The organism is Rudaea sp. (assembly GCF_047601565.1).
Classification (GTDB): domain Bacteria; phylum Pseudomonadota; class Gammaproteobacteria; order Xanthomonadales; family Rhodanobacteraceae; genus Rudaea.
In genome coordinates this window covers 2,677,060-2,696,298 of the sequence record NZ_JASGIY010000001.1, presented here as the reverse complement: position 1 = coordinate 2,696,298, position 19,239 = coordinate 2,677,060, and the positions used below count along the sequence as shown (strand labels likewise).

At 66.9% G+C, this 19,239-nt stretch carries 18 protein-coding genes; 1 reads left to right on the top strand and 17 read right to left on the bottom strand.

Annotated features, from left to right (window positions below; all coding sequences use genetic code 11):
- Positions 1 to 400 precede the first annotated feature (400 nt).
- The 15 genes from QM741_RS11830 to QM741_RS11760 all read right to left on the bottom strand — a co-directional run bounded on the left by QM741_RS11830 (position 401) and on the right by QM741_RS11760 (position 16,469).
- Positions 401 to 2,674 carry a serine/threonine-protein kinase gene (locus tag QM741_RS11830; RefSeq protein WP_415207887.1) on the bottom strand — a complete coding sequence of 758 codons (2,274 nt, stop codon included), beginning with the start codon at positions 2,672 to 2,674 and terminating at the stop codon, positions 401 to 403.
- Positions 2,675 to 2,727: 53 nt separating this feature from the next.
- Positions 2,728 to 3,294 (bottom strand): ECF-type sigma factor, encoded by a 567-nt coding sequence (locus tag QM741_RS11825; RefSeq protein ID WP_415207886.1) that lies wholly within the window; start codon positions 3,292 to 3,294, stop codon positions 2,728 to 2,730.
- A gap of 140 nt (positions 3,295 to 3,434) precedes the next feature.
- Positions 3,435 to 4,553, bottom strand: a complete 1,119-nt coding sequence (alr, locus tag QM741_RS11820; protein ID WP_415207885.1) for an alanine racemase — start codon at positions 4,551 to 4,553, stop codon at positions 3,435 to 3,437.
- 160 nt (positions 4,554 to 4,713) lie between these two features.
- A complete protein-coding gene (locus tag QM741_RS11815; protein ID WP_415207884.1) occupies positions 4,714 to 6,099 on the bottom strand; it encodes a replicative DNA helicase in 1,386 nt (461 codons plus the stop codon).
- Between the two features lie 249 nt (positions 6,100 to 6,348).
- The gene (gene rplI, locus QM741_RS11810) at positions 6,349 to 6,798 is read right to left on the bottom strand and encodes a 50S ribosomal protein L9 (protein WP_415207883.1); all 450 of its coding nucleotides are present in this window, start codon (positions 6,796 to 6,798) and stop codon (positions 6,349 to 6,351) included.
- 191 nt (positions 6,799 to 6,989) lie between these two features.
- Positions 6,990 to 7,214 (bottom strand): 30S ribosomal protein S18, encoded by a 225-nt coding sequence (gene rpsR / locus QM741_RS11805; protein ID WP_415207882.1) that lies wholly within the window; start codon positions 7,212 to 7,214, stop codon positions 6,990 to 6,992.
- Positions 7,215 to 7,283: 69 nt separating this feature from the next.
- Positions 7,284 to 7,721 (bottom strand): 30S ribosomal protein S6, encoded by a 438-nt coding sequence (rpsF, locus tag QM741_RS11800; RefSeq protein WP_415207881.1) that lies wholly within the window; start codon positions 7,719 to 7,721, stop codon positions 7,284 to 7,286.
- 243 nt (positions 7,722 to 7,964) lie between these two features.
- Positions 7,965 to 8,846: a carbon-nitrogen hydrolase family protein gene (locus QM741_RS11795; RefSeq protein ID WP_415207880.1), complete on the bottom strand. Its 882-nt coding sequence runs from the start codon at positions 8,844 to 8,846 to the stop codon at positions 7,965 to 7,967.
- Between the two features lie 51 nt (positions 8,847 to 8,897).
- Positions 8,898 to 9,578 (bottom strand): GNAT family N-acetyltransferase, encoded by a 681-nt coding sequence (locus tag QM741_RS11790; protein ID WP_415207879.1) that lies wholly within the window; start codon positions 9,576 to 9,578, stop codon positions 8,898 to 8,900.
- Between the two features lie 98 nt (positions 9,579 to 9,676).
- Positions 9,677 to 10,837, bottom strand: coding sequence for an AAA family ATPase (locus QM741_RS11785; protein WP_415207878.1), 1,161 nt, complete (start codon positions 10,835 to 10,837; stop codon positions 9,677 to 9,679).
- Positions 10,838 to 10,864: 27 nt separating this feature from the next.
- Complete coding sequence (gene hutU / locus QM741_RS11780; protein ID WP_415207877.1) at positions 10,865 to 12,535, bottom strand: urocanate hydratase; 1,671 nt, start codon at positions 12,533 to 12,535, stop codon at positions 10,865 to 10,867.
- Between the two features lie 114 nt (positions 12,536 to 12,649).
- Positions 12,650 to 13,282, bottom strand: coding sequence for a class I SAM-dependent methyltransferase (locus QM741_RS11775; protein WP_415207876.1), 633 nt, complete (start codon positions 13,280 to 13,282; stop codon positions 12,650 to 12,652).
- Positions 13,283 to 13,462: 180 nt separating this feature from the next.
- The gene (locus QM741_RS11770) at positions 13,463 to 13,855 is read right to left on the bottom strand and encodes a hypothetical protein (protein ID WP_415207875.1); all 393 of its coding nucleotides are present in this window, start codon (positions 13,853 to 13,855) and stop codon (positions 13,463 to 13,465) included.
- A gap of 145 nt (positions 13,856 to 14,000) precedes the next feature.
- On the bottom strand, positions 14,001 to 16,172 hold the full coding sequence (gene rlmKL, locus QM741_RS11765) for a bifunctional 23S rRNA (guanine(2069)-N(7))-methyltransferase RlmK/23S rRNA (guanine(2445)-N(2))-methyltransferase RlmL (RefSeq protein WP_415207874.1): 2,172 nt from the start codon (positions 16,170 to 16,172) through the stop codon (positions 14,001 to 14,003).
- A 120-nt stretch (positions 16,173 to 16,292) separates the two neighbouring features.
- A complete protein-coding gene (locus QM741_RS11760) occupies positions 16,293 to 16,469 on the bottom strand; it encodes a 30S ribosomal protein THX (RefSeq protein WP_415207873.1) in 177 nt (58 codons plus the stop codon).
- Positions 16,470 to 16,581: 112 nt separating this feature from the next.
- On the opposite strand from QM741_RS11760, the gene QM741_RS11755 reads away from it, so the two are divergent.
- On the top strand, positions 16,582 to 17,541 hold the full coding sequence (locus QM741_RS11755; protein ID WP_415207872.1) for a patatin-like phospholipase family protein: 960 nt from the start codon (positions 16,582 to 16,584) through the stop codon (positions 17,539 to 17,541).
- A gap of 47 nt (positions 17,542 to 17,588) precedes the next feature.
- On the opposite strand, the gene QM741_RS11750 is transcribed toward QM741_RS11755, so the two are convergent.
- Positions 17,589 to 18,536: a cation diffusion facilitator family transporter gene (locus QM741_RS11750; protein WP_415207871.1), complete on the bottom strand. Its 948-nt coding sequence runs from the start codon at positions 18,534 to 18,536 to the stop codon at positions 17,589 to 17,591.
- Between the two features lie 128 nt (positions 18,537 to 18,664).
- Entirely contained in the window at positions 18,665 to 19,120 is a 456-nt protein-coding gene (locus QM741_RS11745; RefSeq protein ID WP_415207870.1) for a MerC domain-containing protein, read from the bottom strand.
- Between the last annotated feature and the right edge of the window lie 119 nt (positions 19,121 to 19,239).

The following is a 19,239-nucleotide window of genomic DNA, read 5'->3' as shown; positions in this document are numbered from 1 at the left end:
GTCTTTCTCCCGTCGTTGGCGGCGCGCGGCCGTGGTCGGGGAGACAGACGCATTCCGGCGGGAGAATTGATCATCGGCAAATCTGATTGGTGTAGATCCGTAGCGAGATTCTTTCCTTCTCCCACCGGGAGAAGGTGGCGCAAAGCGCCGGATGAGGGTTCGGGTTTGCAACGACGCTCATTCGCAGCACCGGACCCTCATCCGCCTGCCGGCACCCACCCCGTTCGGCATCCTGCCTCACCCTCATCGGACTGTCGTCCGCTTCGACCCGGTGGGAGAAGGGTTCCACCATGAAAGTTTTTCCTTCTCCCACCGGGAGAAGGTGCCCGAAGGGCGGATGAGGGAAGGGCCTCACACGAATGAAGGCCGAGAGTGCTTGATCCACCGCGCGCGATGCGGTTCAGTTGCCCAGTTTCGCCGCGATATCGGCAAACCCTTTTTCCAGTCGCTTGTCGCCGGCCAATTTCTCGCGCCGCGCCGCGTCGGCTTTTGCGAACAACGCGCGTGCCTCGTCGAAACGCTTGAGTCCGATCAGCGCCTGCAGTTCGACGAAGTCGGCATAGAGCAGGTCGGGATGCGCCGCGCCCTCGAACCTGAGGAAGCCGGCCTCGGCGTCGCGCACGCGCGCGAGCGCCGCGTCGAATTTCTCCTCCCTGAGCAGGATGCGCGCCTGCACGAAGTCGGCCTGCGCGACGTAGACCGTGTCGGCGCCGTACTTCGCCACCGCGGCGTCGTGCATCTCGGCCGCGGCGCTTTCGGCCTCGGCGAGATGGCCGCTGGTCACCGCGAGCTGCGTGTACATCATCAGCGCGACCTCGCGGTCGTCCTCGCGCGGATACTTGCGCCGCAGCAGCTCGACCGCGCGCAGCAGCGGGTTGCCTTCGAACTTCGCGTCCTTGCCGCCTTCGAGGCGCTGCATGTTGCCTTGCCAGGTCCACAGCCGCGCGCGTTCGAGCGAATCGCCGTCGCGCGCGCGGTCGAGCAACGCCTCGCTGCGCGCGAGCAGCGGCTTGGCCGCATCAGGCTTGTCGTGGTTGCTGTAGACGCCCGCGAGCGTAGTCAGCGCAGAAACGACGCGCGCGTCGTCCGCGCCGAACGCCGTTTCCGCCGCGGCGACGCGCGCCCGCGCCAGTTCCTCGGAGCGCGCCGTATCGCCGCTCGAATCGAAGATTTCGATCAGCGTTTCGTAGAGTTCGTCGCGCATTTCGGGCTGCTCACCGAGTTCGGTCTTCAAGCGTTCCGCGCCGTTGTTGAGGATGTCGAGCGCGCTCGCACGGCGCACCTGGATGCCCGCGCGCGTGTTGCGCGTGTCGTCGAACAGGTCGATCAGGAACTGCTTGACCGCCGTCGCGCGCGCGGCTTCGCGCCGCGCCGCTTCGGCCTGCCAGAGCACGCCGGCGACGCCGGCGACGATGGCCAGCGCAAGCAGCGCGCCGATCGCCGCGCCGACGCGATGCCGGCGCAGATATTTGCGCAGCCGGTAGCCCGCGCTGTCGCCGCGCGCGAGGATGGGGCGATGCTCGAGATGGCGGCGCACGTCGTCGGCCAGCGCCGCGACCGAGGCGTAACGCTCGGCGGGCTCGCGCTTGAGCGCCTTGGCGAGGATCGTGTCGAGATCGCCGCGCAGCGCGCGACGCAGTTGCTCGGGCGTCGTCGCGCGTGCCGCGGCGAGCGCGGCCGTGTCGCCGGTCCGTTCGGCCGCGGCCGCCGACGGCCGGCGCGGTTCGTGCTCGCGGATCGCGCGCGCGAGCTGCGCGGGCGTGGGCTCGGTGTCGCCGTAAGAGCGACGTCCGGCCAGCAGCAGGTAGAGAACGACGCCGAGCGAGTAGACGTCGGTCGCGACGGTGACGGGCTTGCCGTCGAACTGTTCGGGCGCCGCGTATTCGGGCGTGAACGCGGCGCCGCCGGCGCGCGTGAGTTCGCTCGTCTCCTCGGCTGCGCCGTCGGCTTCGAGCAGTTTCGCCGTGCCGAAATCGAGCACTTTCGCTTGGCTATCCGCCTGCACGAGGATGTTCGACGGCTTCAGGTCGCGATGCACGATCAGGTTGGCGTGCGCGTAGGAAATCGCCTCGCACACCTGCAGGAACAGGCGCAGGCGCGCGTCGATCGTCGCCTTGTGCCGGTCGCACCAATGGTCGACGCGTTCGCCGTCGACGTATTCGAGCACGAGATAGCGCTGGCCCTCGTCCGTCTCGCCGACGTCGAGCAGGCGCGCGACGTGCGGGTGCTGCAGGCGCGCGAGCAGTTCGCCCTCGCGCGCGAAGCGCTGCTGCGCGGCCGGGTCGAGCGCGGCGAAGCGCAGCATCTTGAGCGCGGCCTCGCCGGCATGGCGGCCGTCGTCGCGGCGCACGCGCCATACCTGGCCCATGCCGCCGACGCCGAGCAGACCGGTCACGCGCCACGGACCGATACGCTGCCCGGCGAGGTCGCGCAATTTGGTTTCCGGCGCCTGCGTGCGCGCCACGTCCATCAGCGCGCTGCCGGCGAGGAAACGCATTGCTTCCGCATCGCCGTCGGTGCGGATCGCCTCGGCGAGTCGCGCGTGCAGTTGCGCATCGTCGCGCGCGACATCGTCGAGCAGCGCGCGACGCGCGTCCTCGTCCGCATCGAGCCAGCGCTCGATCAGCGCCATGACCTCGGGCCAGCGGCCATCGTCCCCTGCGTGCGCGTTCATCGTGATCTCTCCGGCGGTTCCCCTCGACAGACGCAAACCGGCGCGCGCAACGATCAGCCGCGGCGCAGCTGGTCGAGCAGGAAAATGCGTGCCTTGCGCCAGTCGCGCTGCACCGTGGGCGTCGATACGCCGAGCACCTCGGCGATGTCCTGCTGCGACATGCCGCCGAAATAGATCATTTCGACCACGCGGCAGGCTCGCTCGTCGAGGCGTTCGAGCGCGCGCATGGCCTGCTCGATGGCGGACACCGGCATCTCGGTGATCGCCGCCTCGCCGAGCGCGTCGCTCAGGGTCAGCGCGATCTGGTCACCGCCGCGCTTGCGCGCGCCGCGCTTGCGCGCGCCGCGCTCGCGCACGTAGTCGACGATGACGCTGTGCATCGTGCGCGAGGCATAGGCGTAGAACGTGCGCCGGCTCGCGATCGAGACGTTGGCCGCGTTGCCGAAGCGCAGCCAGGCCTCGTGCAGGATCGTGTTCGCGTCGAGCGACACGCTGCCCGCGTTCGCCAGACGGTGCCGCGCAAGACGCATGAGTTCGGGATAGAGCAGCCGGTACAGCGGCTCCTGCGCGGCGCCATCGCCAGCCGCCACCTGCCGCAACAGCTCGGTGATGTCGCCCATGCGCGGTCCTCCCCGGCCGTTCCGGAATATAGCACGGGCGCAGGATCGGGCTTGCCGCGGGCGCAGAGGCATGTGTCGCGTAGGCGCGTCGAGCGAATGCGCGCCAGGCGCATCGGCTCCGGCTGCGACATCCCGTACGACTAGCGATCGTCCTCGACGAACAGCACGCGACGCGTCATGCCGCAGGTAAGGTCATAAGAAATCGTGCCGGCATGCGCGGCGATCGTTTCGACCGGAAGTTCGCGGCTCCACAGCGTGATCCGGTCGCCGACCTGCGCACGCGGCGCGCCGCGCAAATCGATCGTGATCAGATCCATCGACACGCGGCCGACGATCGCAGCGCGCATTCCGTTCACGAGCACCGGCGTGCCGGGTTGCGCGCTGCGCGGATAGCCGTCGCCGTAGCCGATCGCGGCGACGCCGATCGGCATGTCCTCGGGGCATTCCCAGGTCGCCGCGTAGCCGATGCGTTCGCCCTTTTTCACGCGCTTGACCGAGATCAGCTTCGTCGACAATGTCATCGCCGGCTCGAAACCCAGGTCGGTGCCGCTCTTGCCCTCGACCACGGACAGGCCGTACAGCAGACCGCCGACGCGCACCCAGTGGCCCGCAGGCGAAGCGCTGCCGGCGAACGCCGCAGGCCAGCCGAGCAAGCCCGCCGAGTTCGCCAGCGCGCGCGCACCGGCAAGATGGGCGGTGGCTTGATCGAAGCGTGCGATCTGCGCGGCGGTCAGGTCGTTGTCGAATTCGTCCGAAGCGGCGAAGTGCGTCATCAGCACGATGTCGGCGTCGACGTTCGGCAGCGCGCGCAGCTTCGTATAAGTTTCCACAATGCTCCGTGGATCGAAGCCCAGCCGGTGCATGCCCGTGTCGACCTTGAGCCAGACGCGCAGCGGGCGCCCGCTCGCGGAAGACACGCTGCGGTCGGCAGCGAGCCACGCAAGCTGCGATTCGTGATGGATCACCGCATCGAGTTCGAGCCGGCGGAATTCGGCGAGGTCGCCCGCCTCGTCCGGCCCCGACAGCACGACGATGCGCTGCGCGATGCCGGCGGCGCGCAGGCGCAGGCCGTCGCCGAGCGCGGCGACGCCGAGCGCATCGGCATCAGCGCAGGCGCGCGCGACGCGCTCGAGACCGTGGCCGTAGCCGTCGGCTTTGACCACGGCCATCACTCTCGCCCCGCCGGCGCGTTCGCGCACGCGCGCGAGATTGCGGCGCAGCGCGCCGAGGTGGATGGTAGCGAGGGCGGTGCGGCTCATCGATCGGGAACGGAATGAAGGACGGATCGCATTATGGTAGCGGCTCGCGCCGCGGCGACGTCTTGCATCGGGATGGCGAGCCGTGGTTTTTTCATGGCGAATTCGCCGCGCGGCGGCCGCTGCCCCGGTGCGGGCGTCGTGCGATTTCCGTAGGAAAAGCTCAGTCGTAATTGCCGTAACTATCCGCCGCGAAATTCTCGAACTTGGTGTACTGGCCGAGGAAGGTGAGCTTGATGTGCCCGGTCGGGCCGTTGCGCTGCTTGCCGATGATGACTTCGGCCTGGCCCTTATCGGCCGATTCGGGGTTGTAGTACTCGTCGCGGTAGATGAACAGGATCACGTCGGCGTCCTGCTCGATCGCGCCCGATTCGCGCAGGTCGCTCATCATCGGCCGCTTGTCGGTGCGCTGTTCGAGCGAGCGGTTGAGCTGCGACAGCGCGATCACCGGCACGTTCAATTCCTTGGCCAGCGCCTTGAGGCCGCGCGAGATCTCGGAAATCTCGGTCGCGCGGTTTTCCTTGTTGCCGGGCACGGCCATCAATTGCAGATAGTCGATGACGATGAGGCCGAGGTCGTGCTCGCGCTTGAGGCGCCGCGCGCGCGCACGCAATTCGCCCGGCGAGAGAGCAGGCGTGTCGTCGATGAAGATCTTCGCCTCCGACAACAGCGTGATCGCGCTCGTCACGCGCGGCCATTCCTCGTCCTGGATGTCGCCCGTGCGCAGGTGCTGCTGGTTGATGCGGCCGAGCGAGGAGATGAGGCGAAACGCGATCTGCGAGGACGACATTTCCATCGAAAACACCGCGACCGCCTTCTTCGACTTGATCGCGGCATGTTCGGCCATGTTGCACATCAGCGCCGATTTTCCCATTGACGGTCTCGCGGCAAGGATGATGAGGTCGCCCGGCTGCAGGCCCGCGGTCATCTCGTCGAGATCGGCGAAACCGGTCGCGAGCCCCGTGACCGTGCCTTTCGACTCGTAACGCTGATGCAATACCTGGAACGCCTCCTTGACCGCGGCCCGCATCGGCACGAAGCCCTTGCGCCCGCGCGCGCCGGCCTCGGCGATGCGGAACACTTCGAGTTCCGCGCTTTCGAGGATCTCCTGGGTCGAGCGCCCTTCCGGCTGGAAACCGTCGCCGGCGATCTTGGTGCCCGCATCGATGAGCTGGCGCAGCACCGACTTCTCGCGCACGATGTCGGCGTAGGCGCCGATGTTGGCCGCGCTCGGCGTTGCGTTGGCGAGCTCGATCACGTAGCTCGCGCCGCCGACGAGTTCGGCGAGCCGGTTCGACTCGAACCAGTCGGCCAGCGTGACCGCGTCGCACGGCATGTTCTTGTTCGACAGCTCGCCGATCGCGCGGAAGATCAGGCGATGATCCTTGCGGTAGAAATCGTCCTCGCCGAGCTTGTCGGCGATGCGCTCCCATGCGTGCGCGTCGAGCATGAGGCCGCCGAGCACGGCCTGTTCGGCATCGATCGAATGCGGCGGCACGCGCAGCGCGTCGATGCGTGCGGGTTGGAAACGATCTGGAGAAACGGCCATGTGTTCTCGTTATTTTGCCAATGTCTTTACGGTCCCGGGCGTTTCCGATACTTGCAATCGCCAGTCTCACGCTCTGCGATTGGCGTGATTGGAGCGCAGGAAGGATGCTGGCACAAAGGCTTGTGAATTCGCTTGTGGATATCGTGTGGAAATGAAAAAGGCGCCGGAAGGCGCCTTTTCGCTGCGGCGTCGAGCGGACGAACGTCCGCTCGAACGGCGCAAATCATTGCCGATGCAGGTCGGCAATGATCACTCTTCGCCCGTCACCGTGACCTTGACCATCGTATGCACGTCGGCGTGCAGGTGCACGTGGACCTCGAACTCGCCAGTGTGGCGGATCGGGCCTTCGCCCATGACGACCTCGCTCTTCTCGAGCGGATGGCCGGCGGCGCTGAACGCCTCGGCGATGTCGCGCGGGCCGACCGAACCGAACAGCTTGCCCTCTGGGCTCGCATTCGCCTTGATCGTGATCGCGGCGCCTTCGAGCGCGGCCTTGCGCGTCTCGGCGGCGGCGAGGATCGAGTTCGCCTTGGCCTCGTATTCGGCGCGGCGTTTCTCGAATTCGGCCACGTTCTTCTCGGTGGCCGGCACGGCCTTGCCCTGCGGCACGAGGAAGTTGCGACCGTAGCCCGGCTTGACCTTGACCTTGTCGCCGAGGCCGCCGAGGTTCTTCACTTTCTGCAAAAGGACCAGTTCCATTTCTTTCTCCGATTCGTTAGCGCCGCTCTGGAATACGGCGCAGCAGTGGGTTGTTGTCCGAATGTTTTAGCCCCTCTCCCGCCGGGAGAGGGGGTGGGGTGAGGGTTCGGGAATCTTCAACGCGGCACGGAAAACCGGACCCTCATCCGGCCCTTCGGGCCACCTTCTCCCGATGTGAGAAGGAACAATGCTCAGTGCGCGTCGCTGTACGGCAGCAGCGCGAGGAAGCGCGCGTGCTCGATCGCCGTCTTGAGCTGACGCTGGTAGCGCGCCTTCGTGCCGGTGATGCGGCTCGGCACGATCTTGCCGGTTTCGGTGAGGTACTGACGCAAGGTGTTGAGGTCCTTGTAGTCGATCAGCGTCACGCCTTCGGCGGTGAACCGGCAGTATTTCTTGCGGCGGAAGAATTTGGACATGGTGTTTGTCTTCGGTTTCGTCTTTGGCTTCATCATGATGTCCGGGGGCGAATGATCGCGCCCCTGTGATTATTCGGCGGTGGCGGGAGCGGGACGCGGAGCGCGCGGCGCGCGTGGACGGTCGTCGAAATCCTCGCCGCCGAAGCCGATGACTTCCTCGCCGTCGCGGCGGCGGCCGCCCTTGTCGTCCTTGTTCTTGAGGATGTGCGACTGCTCGGTGATCGCCTCGTCGCGCTGGATGATCAGGTGGCGCAGCACCGCATCGTTGAAACGGAAACCGGTTTGCAGTTCCTTGACCACGTCCGCGCCGCACTCGATGTTGAGCAGCACGTAGTGCGCCTTGGCGAGATTGTTGATCGGATAGGCGAGCTGGCGGCGGCCCCAGTCTTCGAGGCGGTGGATCTTGCCCTGGCCGCCTTCGATCAGCGCCTTGTAGCGCTCGATCATCGCGGGCACCTGTTCGCTCTGGTCCGGGTGGACCAGAAACACGACTTCGTAATGACGCATGTTGTCTCCTCGTGGGTATCGCGCGAAGGGATTTCCGCCGCGACAGCCTCCCGTTCCGATCCAGCATGGCGCGGTGAGGCAAGGCTTCGCCAGCACAGTGGCCGTGCGAAGAACTGCGTATTCTAGGAGAAATCAGGGGATTTGCGCAACCGCGGGCTTTCGTCGTCGCCGAAGCCCCGAAAGCCCCCGAGGCCGACACCCGCCGCCGGAAAGGCACGAAAGGCTAGACGCAACCTGGCGCAGCTACCCCTTCTCGACCTTCGCGCGTTCGACGCCGGGCCGCGCCTGCTGGCTCCAGTCGGCGGGGACCGCGACTTGCGCGTCCGCCGCGTTGGCTTCGATCGCGGCGAAATCGATGTCTACGACGAGCCATGCCTGCCCCGCCCGCGCCGCGGCGACGACGCCGTCGTCGGGCAGGCCGCGATCGCTCGGCGCGTACAGCGCGGCGATGCCGGTGTTCGTATCGAGCGCGGGATTGTCGGGTGCGCAGCCCGCCGTCACCGAGCGCGCGACGTAGACGCGGTTTTCCAGTGCGCGCGCCATGCAGCCGATACGCACGCGCGTGGCGCCCGCCTCGGTATCGGTACAACTCGGCACGAGCAGCAGGCGCGCACCGGCCTCGCGCTGCGCGCGCGCGTAGAGCGGGAATTCGCTGTCGTAGCAGATCGCGATGCCGATGCGCCCGTGCGCGGTGTCGAACACCTTGAGCGCGTCCCCCGGCTCGATCACGCGCATGGCCTTCTCGAAACCGGTCAGGGTCAGCTTGTCCTGAAACACGCGCGAGCCGTCCGGCGCGAACAACCACGCGCGATTGCGGTACCTGCCGTTCGGCTGCGCGAGCAGGAACGTGCCGGCCAGCAGATGGATGCCATGCGCCGTGGCGAGCCCGGCGAACAGGCGCAGCCAGCGGTCATGCACGATTTGCAGCGCCGCCAGCGTCGCGGGAATGTCCGCGCGCGTCTTCGGGTCGAGCGTCGAGGCGAGTTCGAGCGCGAGATATTCCGGCAGCACGACGATGCGCGCCCCTTGCACGGCCGCGGCGCCGACTTCCGCGCTCACGCGCGCGGCGAATTCGTCGAACGAAACGGGCGCTTCGACGCGCCATTGGGCGAGTGCGATTTTCATGGAGTCCAGTGTAGCCGGTCGCCGGAGGCGAAATGCGCCCGGCGAGGCACGTCAGTCGCGTCGCAGCGACCAGAACGCAATATCGCGGCGCAGGCGGAAACCGATCCGCTCGTACAAATGCAGCGCGCGCGGATTCTCATGGCTCACGTGCAGGAACGGCAGCTTGCCGCGACTCAGCGTATCGTTCGCCAGCATCGCCGTGAGCCGGCGCGCGTAGCCGTGGCCGAGAAAGTCCGGATGCGTGCAGATCGCGCTCATCTCGCGCGCCGAATCGGTGCCGAGGCGCTCGCCGATCATCGCCGCGAGCCGTCCGCCCTCGTAGATGCCGAAATAGCGCCCCAGCTCCATGGTGCGCTCGCGGAAATAATGCGGATAGACCAGCGCGGTCAGCGCGAGCACGTCGGCGCGATGCGCGGCGGACAACTCGATCGCCTCCGGTCCATCGACGATCGCGATCGGTTCCTCGCAGACCATCTGCGCGAGCGGACGAAACGCTTCGAGCCGCCAATGCGCCGGCACGTGCGGCGCAATCCCGAGCAGATATACGCTCTCGCCCGCGGCGACCAGGGCTTCGAGACCGGACGCGGCATGCACGCTGCCTTCGGCCACGCCGAGGAAGGGCGCGTACTGCGGCGGATAGCGCAGGACGCCGCCCGCGCACAGCGCCGCGCCCGCATGCACGGTGCGCAGCGACGACCAGAACGGATTGTCGAGTTCGCGATGCTCCGACATGACCGCATGCCGTGGATGCCGAACGCGGATTCTTTCGCCCCGGCGCGGCCCGCGCAAGCGCGCCTGCTTTGCCCGGCGGCGTCAGTTAATCGTTCTTGCTACCGCTCCGTCCAATGCCATGCGGGCTGGTCGAGCATGCCTTGCCCGCTCACGATGGTCTGGCTCGATTCCTTCTCCAGACGGATCGTATGGCAATCCGGTTGGCCTTCGAGCGCCGCAATCAGGCGTGGCGCATGCGATACGACCCAAACCTGCGTGCGCGTGGCCGCATCGGCTATCAGGCGGGCCAGCGGCGAAAGGAGATCGGGATGCAAGCTCGTCTCCGGCTCGTTGAGCACCATCAACGGAGGGGGTCTCGGCGTATGCAGCGCAGCGATCCAAAGCAGGTAACGCAGCGTACCGTCGGAGAGTTCCGCGGCCGACAGCGAGCGCAACAGCCCGTGCTGCGAGAAATGCAGCAGGAAACGGCCGTCCATGTTGCGTACTTCGACTTCCGCACCCGGAAACGCATCGGCAACGGCGGCATGGAGCGCACGCGCATCACCGAGTTCGAGGATCGTCTGCCAAGCGGCGGCGACGTCGCGGCCGTCGTGGCTGAGCACCGGCGTGCGCGTGGCGAGCTGCGGCAGGCGGGCGGGCGAATCCGCATCCGAGCGGAAGTGGTCGTAGAAGCGCCAACCACGGATGGTCTCGCGCAGACTCAATACTTCGGGGGCACTCTGCGGGTCGGCGATCTGGCTGAAAACGCTCTCGAACGGATTGAGGTGCTGGTGCGCCACCCGCCAACTGCGCCTGTCGCGCACGCGCGCCATGCCGCCGTTTCGATCGACCAGCGTATTCGCCGCACGCAGAAACGGACCGCTCCAGATCGTCTCGCGTTTGATCTGCGGATCGAGCGCGAAAGCGCTGAGCGACGGCACCGGATAACCGAGGTCGACGGCATAGCCGAGGTCGTCGCTCGCGAATCCCAGACATAGGCGCACGGATTCCCGCCGCGGCCCGCCCTGCACCGGAACCTCGCCGCGGCGCATCGCACGGCTGACAGTCTCCGGCCCCGCCCACAACGCCGAACCGAGGCCGCCCTCGCGCGCGAGCGCCGGCACGATGCCGGTCTGCGCCGATTCGGCCAGCAGCCGCAGTGCGCGATACAGGTTCGACTTGCCGCTGCCGTTCGCGCCGACGACGAGATTGAGCCGTCCCAGCGGCGCAATCAAGTCGCGCAGCGAGCGGTAGTTCGCAACGGCCAGTGTCGTCAACATGTGGGGGCGGCAGATGGACTTCTTTGCTCAGCCCATCGGCAGCTTCAACCCCTGCTCTTTCGCGCACGCCTGCGCGATCTCGTACCCCGCATCGGCATGCCGCATCACGCCCGTGCCCGGATCGTTCCAGAGCACGCGCGCGATGCGCTTGTCCGCGGCCGCGCTGCCGTCGCAGACGATGACGACGCCGGAGTGCTGCGAGTAGCCCATGCCGACGCCGCCACCGTGGTGAAAACTGACCCAGGTCGCGCCGCCCGCGGTGTTGAGCAGCGCGTTGAGGATCGGCCAGTCGCTAACCGCGTCCGAACCGTCCTTCATCGCTTCGGTTTCGCGGTTCGGTGACGCAACGCTGCCGGAATCGAGATGGTCGCGGCCGATCACAATCGGCGCCTTGAGTTCGCCCTTGCGCACCATTTCGTTGAATGCGAGGCCGAGCTTGTGGCGCTGGCCGAGGCCGACCCAGCAAATGCGCGCAGGCAGGCCCTGAAAGCTGATGCGCTGCTTGGCCATGTCGAGCCAGTTGTGCAGGTGCGCGTCGTCGGCGATCAGTTCCTTCACTTTCGCGTCGGTCTTGTAGATGTCCTCCGGATCGCCGGACAGCGCGACCCAGCGGAACGGGCCGACGCCGCGGCAGAACAGCGGGCGCACGTAGGCCGGCACGAAGCCGGGGAACGCGAACGCATCGACGCAGCCTTCGTCCTTGGCCATCTGGCGGATGTTGTTGCCGTAGTCGACGGTCGGAATTCCCTGCGCGTGGAACGCGAGCATCGCCTCGACGTGTACGCGCATCGACTTCTTCGCCGCGTCGCGCACTTTTTCCGGATTCGCTTTCTGCTCGGTCAGCCACTGCTCGACGCTCCAGCCGATCGGCAGATAGCCATGCACCGGATCGTGTGCGCTGGTCTGGTCGGTGACCGCGTCGGGCTTCACGCCGCGCCTGACCAGTTCCGGCAGGATTTCCGCGGCGTTGCCGAGCAGCGCGATCGACTTCGCCTCGCCCGCTTTTGTGTACTTCGCGATGCGTGCGAGCGCGTCTTCGATGTCGCTGGCTTGCTCGTCGACGTAGCGCGTCCTCAGGCGGAAGTCGATGCTGCTCTGGCGGCACTCGATGTTGAGCGAACACGCGCCGGCCAGCGAGGCCGCGAGCGGCTGCGCGCCGCCCATGCCGCCGAGGCCGGCGGTGAGGATCCACTTTCCTTTCAGGCTGCCGCCGTAATGCTGGCGGCCAAGCTCGACGAAGGTCTCGTAGGTGCCCTGCACGATGCCCTGCGAGCCGATGTAGATCCACGAGCCGGCCGTCATCTGGCCGTACATCATCAAGCCCTTTTTATCGAGCTCGTTGAAGTGCTCCCAGGTCGCCCAGTGCGGCACGAGGTTCGAGTTGGCGAGCAGCACGCGCGGCGCATCGGGATGCGTCGGGAACACGCCGACCGGCTTGCCCGACTGGATCAGCAGGGTCTCGTCGTCGTTGAGTTCGCGCAGCGAACGCAGGATCGCGTCGAAGCACTCCCAATTGCGCGCGGCGCGTCCGATGCCGCCGTAGACGACCAGTTCGTGCGGATTCTCGGCGACCTGCGGATCCAGATTGTTCTGGATCATGCGGAATGCGGCTTCGGTCAGCCAGCTTTTGCAGGTGAGCATGTCGCCGCGCGGCGCGCGGATCGTGCGCGCGGTGTCGATACGAGTGGGAGCGTTCATGGCGGAATCCCGAATGGGGGTGCCGCCCATTATCCACCGCTTGAGCGACATCTGGCCAATATCGGAAAGTGCGGCCGTGGACGGCCGCCTGACGATCGGGACGATCGCAAAAAACTACTTGCGCACGGCTCGCATTCGTTCCGAGCGCGCGCGCGAGAACACGAACACCGACGCGGGCGGGATGTTGCGCCAGGCGAAACCGCCGCGGCGCACCGTCAGGCCGAGTTCGTCGAGCAGATCGCGCGCGAGCGGCGGCATCGGCGAGTACGTGAACTGGATGAAGCAGCCGCCCGGCCCGAGCACACCGAACGCGGACTGCATGATCGAACGTTGCAGGTCGCGCGACATGTTGAGCAGGCCGAGGCCGCTGACGACCGCGTCGACCTGGCCCGCGCGCGCGAAGCTCTTCTCCGCGACGATACGGGTCAGATCGCACGCGTCGCCGCAGACGACGCGCGCATCGGGGAATTGCGTGCGCAGATGTTCGTACAGTTCCTCGTTCAACTCGACGACGAGCAGTTGCTCGGGGGCGATGCCGCTGTCGAGCATCGCGCGCGTGAACACACCGGTGCCCGCCCCCAGTTCGATCACGCGACCGGCTTCGGAGGGCAATTCCGCGGTCATCATTCCCGCCAGTTGCGCGCCGGAGGGCGCCAGCGCGGCGATGCTCATCGGGTTCTTCAGCCATTGGCGGAAGAACAGCCAGGCCTGCGAACTGGAGGTGGACGACGATTGCGGTTGGGTCACTGTGGGTCCGCGCGGAAGAAACGGCAGCCATCATAATGTGACGGGATGAAGACGGCCACCCGGCCGACGGATCTTGCCATCGCGGACGAGCGCGGAAACGCAAACAAAAACCCCGCTGCCGAAGCAGCGGGGTTGCAGGCCGGCGCTCAGATTGGGGGAAGACGGCGCCGGGTAAAACGCTCAGCGATGGTAGTAGCCGCCGCCGTGATAGCTGCCGTGGTAACCGCCGCGATATCCGTCGCGGTAGTAGCCGTGACCGTAGTAGCCGCCGCGATACACGACCGGACGGGCGTAGTAACCGCCGTAATAGGCCGGTCCGTAGTACGCCGGATACGGGTCGTAGTAGACCGGCGCCGGCGCCGCATAGTACGCCGGGGCGTAGTAACCCGGCGCGTAATAGCCGCCGCCGATGCCCAGGTAGGTGTGATGCGAACCGATACCCAAACTCAGGCCCGGCAGGTTGATGCCGAGGCTGAAATGATCGCGCGCCGAGGCGGCCGACGCGAATGCGAGCCCGGCCACGGCGACCAGGCCGAAAGCCATCGCACGAAAACCACGCTTGCTGATGTTCATGACTTGCTCCGTCAATTGCAGAAACGATCAGTTTGATCGCAAACGCATGCTGCGGCTTTCGGGCTGAATCGATTCTGAAAAATCGAGCCGATTCCCTTAACCGTTCAGGCTTCTCCCGGAGGCTCCGGCATGAAGCTGAACGAGGCTATTTTTTCCTGAGTTCCCAGGCTTGGTGGATGCGCTTGTCGCGCTCGAAATCGAACGGGATCGTGCTCGCGCCGATGTCGCGAATGTCGAATCCGCCCAGCGCCGCTTCGTCGAGCTTGAAACGGCGGAAGTTGTTCGAGAACAGGATCGCGCCGCCCGGCAACAGGCGTTCGCCGCAGAGTTGCAACAGGCGCGCATGGTCGCGCTGCACGTCGAAATCGGCCGCGCTCTTCGAGTTCGAGAACGTCGGCGGATCGACGAAGATCAAGTCGTACATCGCCGAATGGTTCTGCAGGAAACCGGCCGCGTCGCTGCGCACGAGCTTGTGTCGGCTGCCCCGACCGGAACCGTCGGCGAAGCCGTTGAGGGCGAGATTGCGCGTCGCCCATTCGAGGTAGGTCTGCGAAAGATCGACGCTCGTCGTCTCCGCCGCGCCGCCATGCGCCGCATAGACGCTGACGCTGCCGGTGTAGCAGAACAGGTTGAGGAAACGCTTGTCTCGCGCGAGTTTCCGAACCCGCGCGCGCAACGGGCGATGGTCGAGAAACAATCCCGTATCGAGATAGTCCCAAAGGTTGACCAGGAAGCGCAGGCCGCCCTCGCCCACCTCGATGAATTCGCCGCGATGATCGAGATTGCCGTACTTCTCGCCGCCCTTGCCGCGGCGGCGCTGCTTCAAGGCGATGCGTTCGCGCGGGACGTCCAGGGCCTCGCCCGCCGCGCGCACGAGTTCGCGCAGGCGCGTGCGCGCCAAGTTTTCGTCGACGCTCGCCGGCGCCGCGTATTCCTGTACGTGCAGCCAATCCAGCGGTGCGCCGCCGTCGCGGGGATGCTCGCGATAGATGTCGATCGCCGCCGCGTACTCGGGCAGATCGGCATCGTAGACGCGCCAGCATTCGACTCCTTCGCGCGCGGCGATCTTGCGCAGATGGCGATGGTTCTTCTCGATGCGGTTCTTCACCATCTGCGCGCCGGCCGAGAGCGGCTTCGGTTCCGGCTTCGGCGCATCGGCGGCGGCGATCTCGAAATTGAGGAACACACATTCGAGCGCGCCGTTGTAGAGCTTGTACTTCTTTTCCGCGCGCAGGCCGATCGCGTGCGCGAGATCGTCGTCGGAGGTGATCACGCTCGCATGCCAGCCGGGGAATTCGGACTTCAACTTCGCGCCGAGCAGGCGGTACAGATCGCGCAAGCCCGCATCCGCGCCCATGCGTTCGCCATACGGCGGGTTGCAGATCACCAGGCCCGGCGTCGTCGCTTCTTGCGGACGATGCAGGTGTTCCAGCGTCTGCCTGCCCAGATGGATGAATCCCGACATCTGTGCATGCTGCGCGTTGTGCACCGCTTCGCGCAGCACCCCGGCATCGCGATCGAAGCCGAAGAACACGGGCCGCAGCGCCTGCGCCCCGGCACGCGCGCGCGACTGCGCTTCGTCGTGCAGCGTTTTCCACAATGGCGCATCGTGCCCGCGCCAGCCGAGGAAACCGAAATAGTCGCGACGCAGCCCCGGCGCGATGTCGGCGGCCATCAGGGCCGCTTCGATCAGCAGCGTGCCCGAACCGCACATCGGGTCGACGAGTCCGCCGCCGGCCGCGTACACCGCCGGCCAGCCTGCGCGCAACAGCATGCCCGCAGCGAGATTTTCCTTGAGCGGCGCCAGTCCCTTGCCGAGCCGGTAGCCGCGCTGGTGCAGCGGCGTGCCTGCGAGATCAATGCCGAGAATCGCCTGCCCTTTGCGCAGCACGAGATTGATGCGCACGGACGGCCGTTCGGTATCGACGCTCGGGCGCTCGCCGACGCGCTCGCGGAACTGGTCGACGACCGCGTCCTTGACGCGCAGCGCGGCGAACTGCGTGTGCGTGATGCCTTTCGTACTGCCGACCGCGTCGACCGCGAACGTGTCGTCCGCGCCGAAATGTTCGCTCCAGTCCACGCCGAGCGCACCGTGGTACAGCGCATCGCCGTCGTCCGCAGGGAACTCCGCGATCGGCATCAGCACGCGGCTGGCAAGGCGCGACCACAGGCAGGCGCGGTAGCCCGTTTCGAGACCGCCGCTGAAATGCACGCCGGCCAGCGCTTCGCGCACCTCGCCGGCGCCGAGCGACTTCAACTCGTCGACGAGCAGGTATTCGAGCCCTTTCGGACAGGTGGCGAAAAATGCCTTCGGCATGTGATCAGCGCTCTTCCCGGGCGGCCATCGTGCGTGCGGCGCCAGCGCGGGAAAAAGCGGGTGCGCAAACAAAAACCCCGCGCACGGCGGGGTTTCGGCCGCGTCGCTCGATGCGCGGTCTCAGGCCGCGGGCTTCTTCGCCGCAGCGGCCTTCTTCGCCGGAGCGGCCTTCTTCGCCGCGGGCTTGGCCGCCTTGGCTGCACCGCCGGCCGCCGCCTTCGGCGCGTGCGGACGCACGTTACCGTAGCTGCGGATCGCGATCTTGCCCTTCTTGGTCTTGCGGTCGCCTCTGCCCATCGTGATTCTCCTGTTCATCGGTTCGAAAAAGTCGGCGTAGCTTAACAGCGTGCGCGCTGCCGGCGAAAGGTCGTGATGACGAAAGGCGCCGCGATGCCGCTATCATGCGGACATGGCCAAGGACCCCGCCTCGACGATCAGTCTCGCCTTGCAGGGCGGCGGCGCGCACGGTGCGTTCACCTGGGGCGTGCTCGACTTTCTGCTCGAAGAAGGTTCGCTCGGCTTCGACGGCATCAGCGCCACCTCGAGCGGCGGCATGAATGCTTGCGCGCTGTCGCAGGGCTGGATCGACGGCGAGCGTGACGGCGCGCGCGCGATGCTGGCCACGCTGTGGGAGTCGGTCGCCAAACAGGCGAGCCTGATGCGCTGGGCGTTCGCGTCGCCCGCGGGCGCGGCGACCGAACGCATGCTGCTCGGACTGACGCGCTACTTCACGCCGCAGGAGATGAACCCGCTGGGCATCAATCCGGTGAAGAGCATCGCCGCAGCGCTGTTCGACTTCGAGGCAATCCGCAAAAAATCGCCGTTCAAGCTATTCGTCGCGGCGACGCGCGTGCGCGATGGGCGCCTCGCCCTGTTCGACAACGGCAACCTCACGCTCGACGCGCTGCTCGCGAGCACCTGCCTGCCGCAGTTGTTCGCGGCGGTCGAGATCGACGGCGAGGCGTACTGGGACGGCGGCTACGCCGGCAATCCCGTGATCGAACCGCTGGTCTACCGCTGCAACGCCGAAACCATCGCCTGCGTGCTGGTGCAGCCGATCGAACGCGCGCAGCCGCCGACGAGCGCGCGCGAGATCGGCGAACGCATCACCGAGCTGTCGTTCTCGACCACGTTCATCCGCGAACTCGAAACGCTGCAAACCGCGCAGAACATGCTCGCGAAGAATTTCCCGCTGACCCCGATCGGCCAGCGCCTGAAGAAAATCGACATCCAGATGATCGAGCCGGGCGAATCGCTCGACGGCTACAGCGCGAAGACGCGGATCACCGCGCGCCTCGACTTCCTGCGCGAGCTGCGCGACCTCGGCCGCGAACGGGCGCGGGAGTGGCTGGAAAAACGCCGGAGCTGAGAATCCAAGCAGGTCCCTCTTCCACCGGGGGACGGGAAGCAAGCGCATCAGTGCGCGTGCATGGAATCGTGCGCATGGTCAGGGTCGTCGTGCGCATGCCGCCCGCAATCCTCGTGCGCGCAATCGCGGCGTTCGATCTGCACGGTCGCGTGCGCGATGCGGAACCTCTCGCGCAGGACGCGCTGCACCTGCGCCAGCGCCGCCTGTGCATCGGCCTCCTCGGCCAGGCGCGCGTGCAGCGTGGCGAGGCGGCGGCCGCCGGCCAGTTGCCAAACGTGGACATGGTGCACGTCGACGATGCCCTCGCCTTCCCGCGCGGCGACGGTGACCTGGGTCACGTCGACGCCCTCGGGCGTGCCTTCGAGCAGGATGTGCGCCGAGCGCTTGAGCAGCCGCCACGCACTGTTGACGATCAGCAGCGAGACCAGGATCGAGAACGCCGGATCGGCCCACAGCCAGCCGCGCCAGCGGATCAGCAGCGCGGCCGCGACCGCGCCGAGCGAACCGAGCAGGTCGCCGAGCACGTGCAGGCGCGCGCCGGCCGCGTTGAGGTCGTCGTGGTCGTGGCCGCCGAGCACGCGCAGCACGAACAGGTTCACCGCGAGGCCCGCGATCGCGATCGCCAGCATGACGCCGGACAGAATGGGCGCGGGCTGGGCGAAACGCGCGACCGCCTCGGCGACGATCCATGCCACGAGCACGAACTGGCCCAACGCGTTCGTGTAGCCGACCAACACTTCGAGCCGCGCGTAGCCGAAGCTGCGCTTGTCGTCGGCCGGGCGCCGCGCGAAATACGCACCCATCCACGCGAGCAGCAGCGCGAACGCGTCGACGAACATGTGACCCGCGTCGGCGAGCAGCGCGAGCGAGCCGGAGAACCAGCCGCCGAACGCCTCGACGACGAGGGTCAGCGAGGTCAGCACGAACGCCCAGAGCAGGCGGCGCTCGCCCGCTCCGGCATGGTCGTGGTCGTGGTGGTGTTCGGGTGCGCTCATGCTTCGAGGATGCGCGGCCTGCGCGCGAAGACGATGCATCGATGGTAGGCGTTTGGCATGACGTTACACAATCGCGCGAACCTCTTCCGACATCATGACCGCCCTCGCGGGGACGACGGACGAAACCGCTACGAAACCTCGCCGCGAGGCGGGCAGCAGGTGCCGAACAGATGCGTCAGGCGCAGGTTGAGGATATGCGCGAGCGCGACGCAGCAGCCGCCGAGCGCGACGAGCACGGCGTGCGCGCCGCGCGCCTGGTCGCTGTCGAACCACCACACGCCGGTCCACAGCAGCGCGATGCCGACGCCGGCGATCCACAGCGGAGTGGCGACGCGATGACGGCGGTAGCCGCGGACCAGCGAGCCCAGCGCGAGCGCGCTCGCGAATGCGATGAAGACACGCTCGAAACGATGGTCGCCGAGAAAGCCCAAACCCAGCGCCGGCAGCACGGTCAGCACGAACGGCAGCGCCGCGCAGTGCACCGCGCACAGAAACGACGCGGTCGCGCCGACGCGGTCGGCGATGTGCGCCAGCGCGTCGTACGCCGCGGCTCCTGCGAATTGCGGTGTCGGATCGGAGTTCATGAAGCTAAGTTATAACATAACACGTGAACGACCGCAGTCCCGGCGCCGCGCCGCGAATCGACCGCGCGATCCATGACGAACGGCAGTTCCCCAAGCAAAGATTGTTATGTTATAACATC

Bases quoted from the DNA above. Each gene is read 5' to 3' on its own strand.
- QM741_RS11830 (WP_415207887.1), bottom strand. From the start codon at position 2,674: ATGAACGCGCACGCAGGGGACGATGGCCGCTGGCCCGAGGTCATGGCG.
- QM741_RS11825 (WP_415207886.1), bottom strand. From the start codon at position 3,294: ATGGGCGACATCACCGAGCTGTTGCGGCAGGTGGCGGCTGGCGATGGC.
- alr (WP_415207885.1), bottom strand. From the start codon at position 4,553: ATGAGCCGCACCGCCCTCGCTACCATCCACCTCGGCGCGCTGCGCCGC.
- QM741_RS11815 (WP_415207884.1), bottom strand. From the start codon at position 6,099: ATGGCCGTTTCTCCAGATCGTTTCCAACCCGCACGCATCGACGCGCTG.
- rplI (WP_415207883.1), bottom strand. From the start codon at position 6,798: ATGGAACTGGTCCTTTTGCAGAAAGTGAAGAACCTCGGCGGCCTCGGC.
- rpsR (WP_415207882.1), bottom strand. From the start codon at position 7,214: ATGTCCAAATTCTTCCGCCGCAAGAAATACTGCCGGTTCACCGCCGAA.
- rpsF (WP_415207881.1), bottom strand. From the start codon at position 7,721: ATGCGTCATTACGAAGTCGTGTTTCTGGTCCACCCGGACCAGAGCGAA.
- QM741_RS11795 (WP_415207880.1), bottom strand. From the start codon at position 8,846: ATGAAAATCGCACTCGCCCAATGGCGCGTCGAAGCGCCCGTTTCGTTC.
- QM741_RS11790 (WP_415207879.1), bottom strand. From the start codon at position 9,578: ATGTCGGAGCATCGCGAACTCGACAATCCGTTCTGGTCGTCGCTGCGC.
- QM741_RS11785 (WP_415207878.1), bottom strand. From the start codon at position 10,837: ATGTTGACGACACTGGCCGTTGCGAACTACCGCTCGCTGCGCGACTTG.
- hutU (WP_415207877.1), bottom strand. From the start codon at position 12,535: ATGAACGCTCCCACTCGTATCGACACCGCGCGCACGATCCGCGCGCCG.
- QM741_RS11770 (WP_415207875.1), bottom strand. From the start codon at position 13,855: ATGAACATCAGCAAGCGTGGTTTTCGTGCGATGGCTTTCGGCCTGGTC.
- rlmKL (WP_415207874.1), bottom strand. From the start codon at position 16,172: ATGCCGAAGGCATTTTTCGCCACCTGTCCGAAAGGGCTCGAATACCTG.
- QM741_RS11760 (WP_415207873.1), bottom strand. From the start codon at position 16,469: ATGGGCAGAGGCGACCGCAAGACCAAGAAGGGCAAGATCGCGATCCGC.
- QM741_RS11755 (WP_415207872.1), top strand. From the start codon at position 16,582: ATGGCCAAGGACCCCGCCTCGACGATCAGTCTCGCCTTGCAGGGCGGC.
- QM741_RS11750 (WP_415207871.1), bottom strand. From the start codon at position 18,536: ATGAGCGCACCCGAACACCACCACGACCACGACCATGCCGGAGCGGGC.
- QM741_RS11745 (WP_415207870.1), bottom strand. From the start codon at position 19,120: ATGAACTCCGATCCGACACCGCAATTCGCAGGAGCCGCGGCGTACGAC.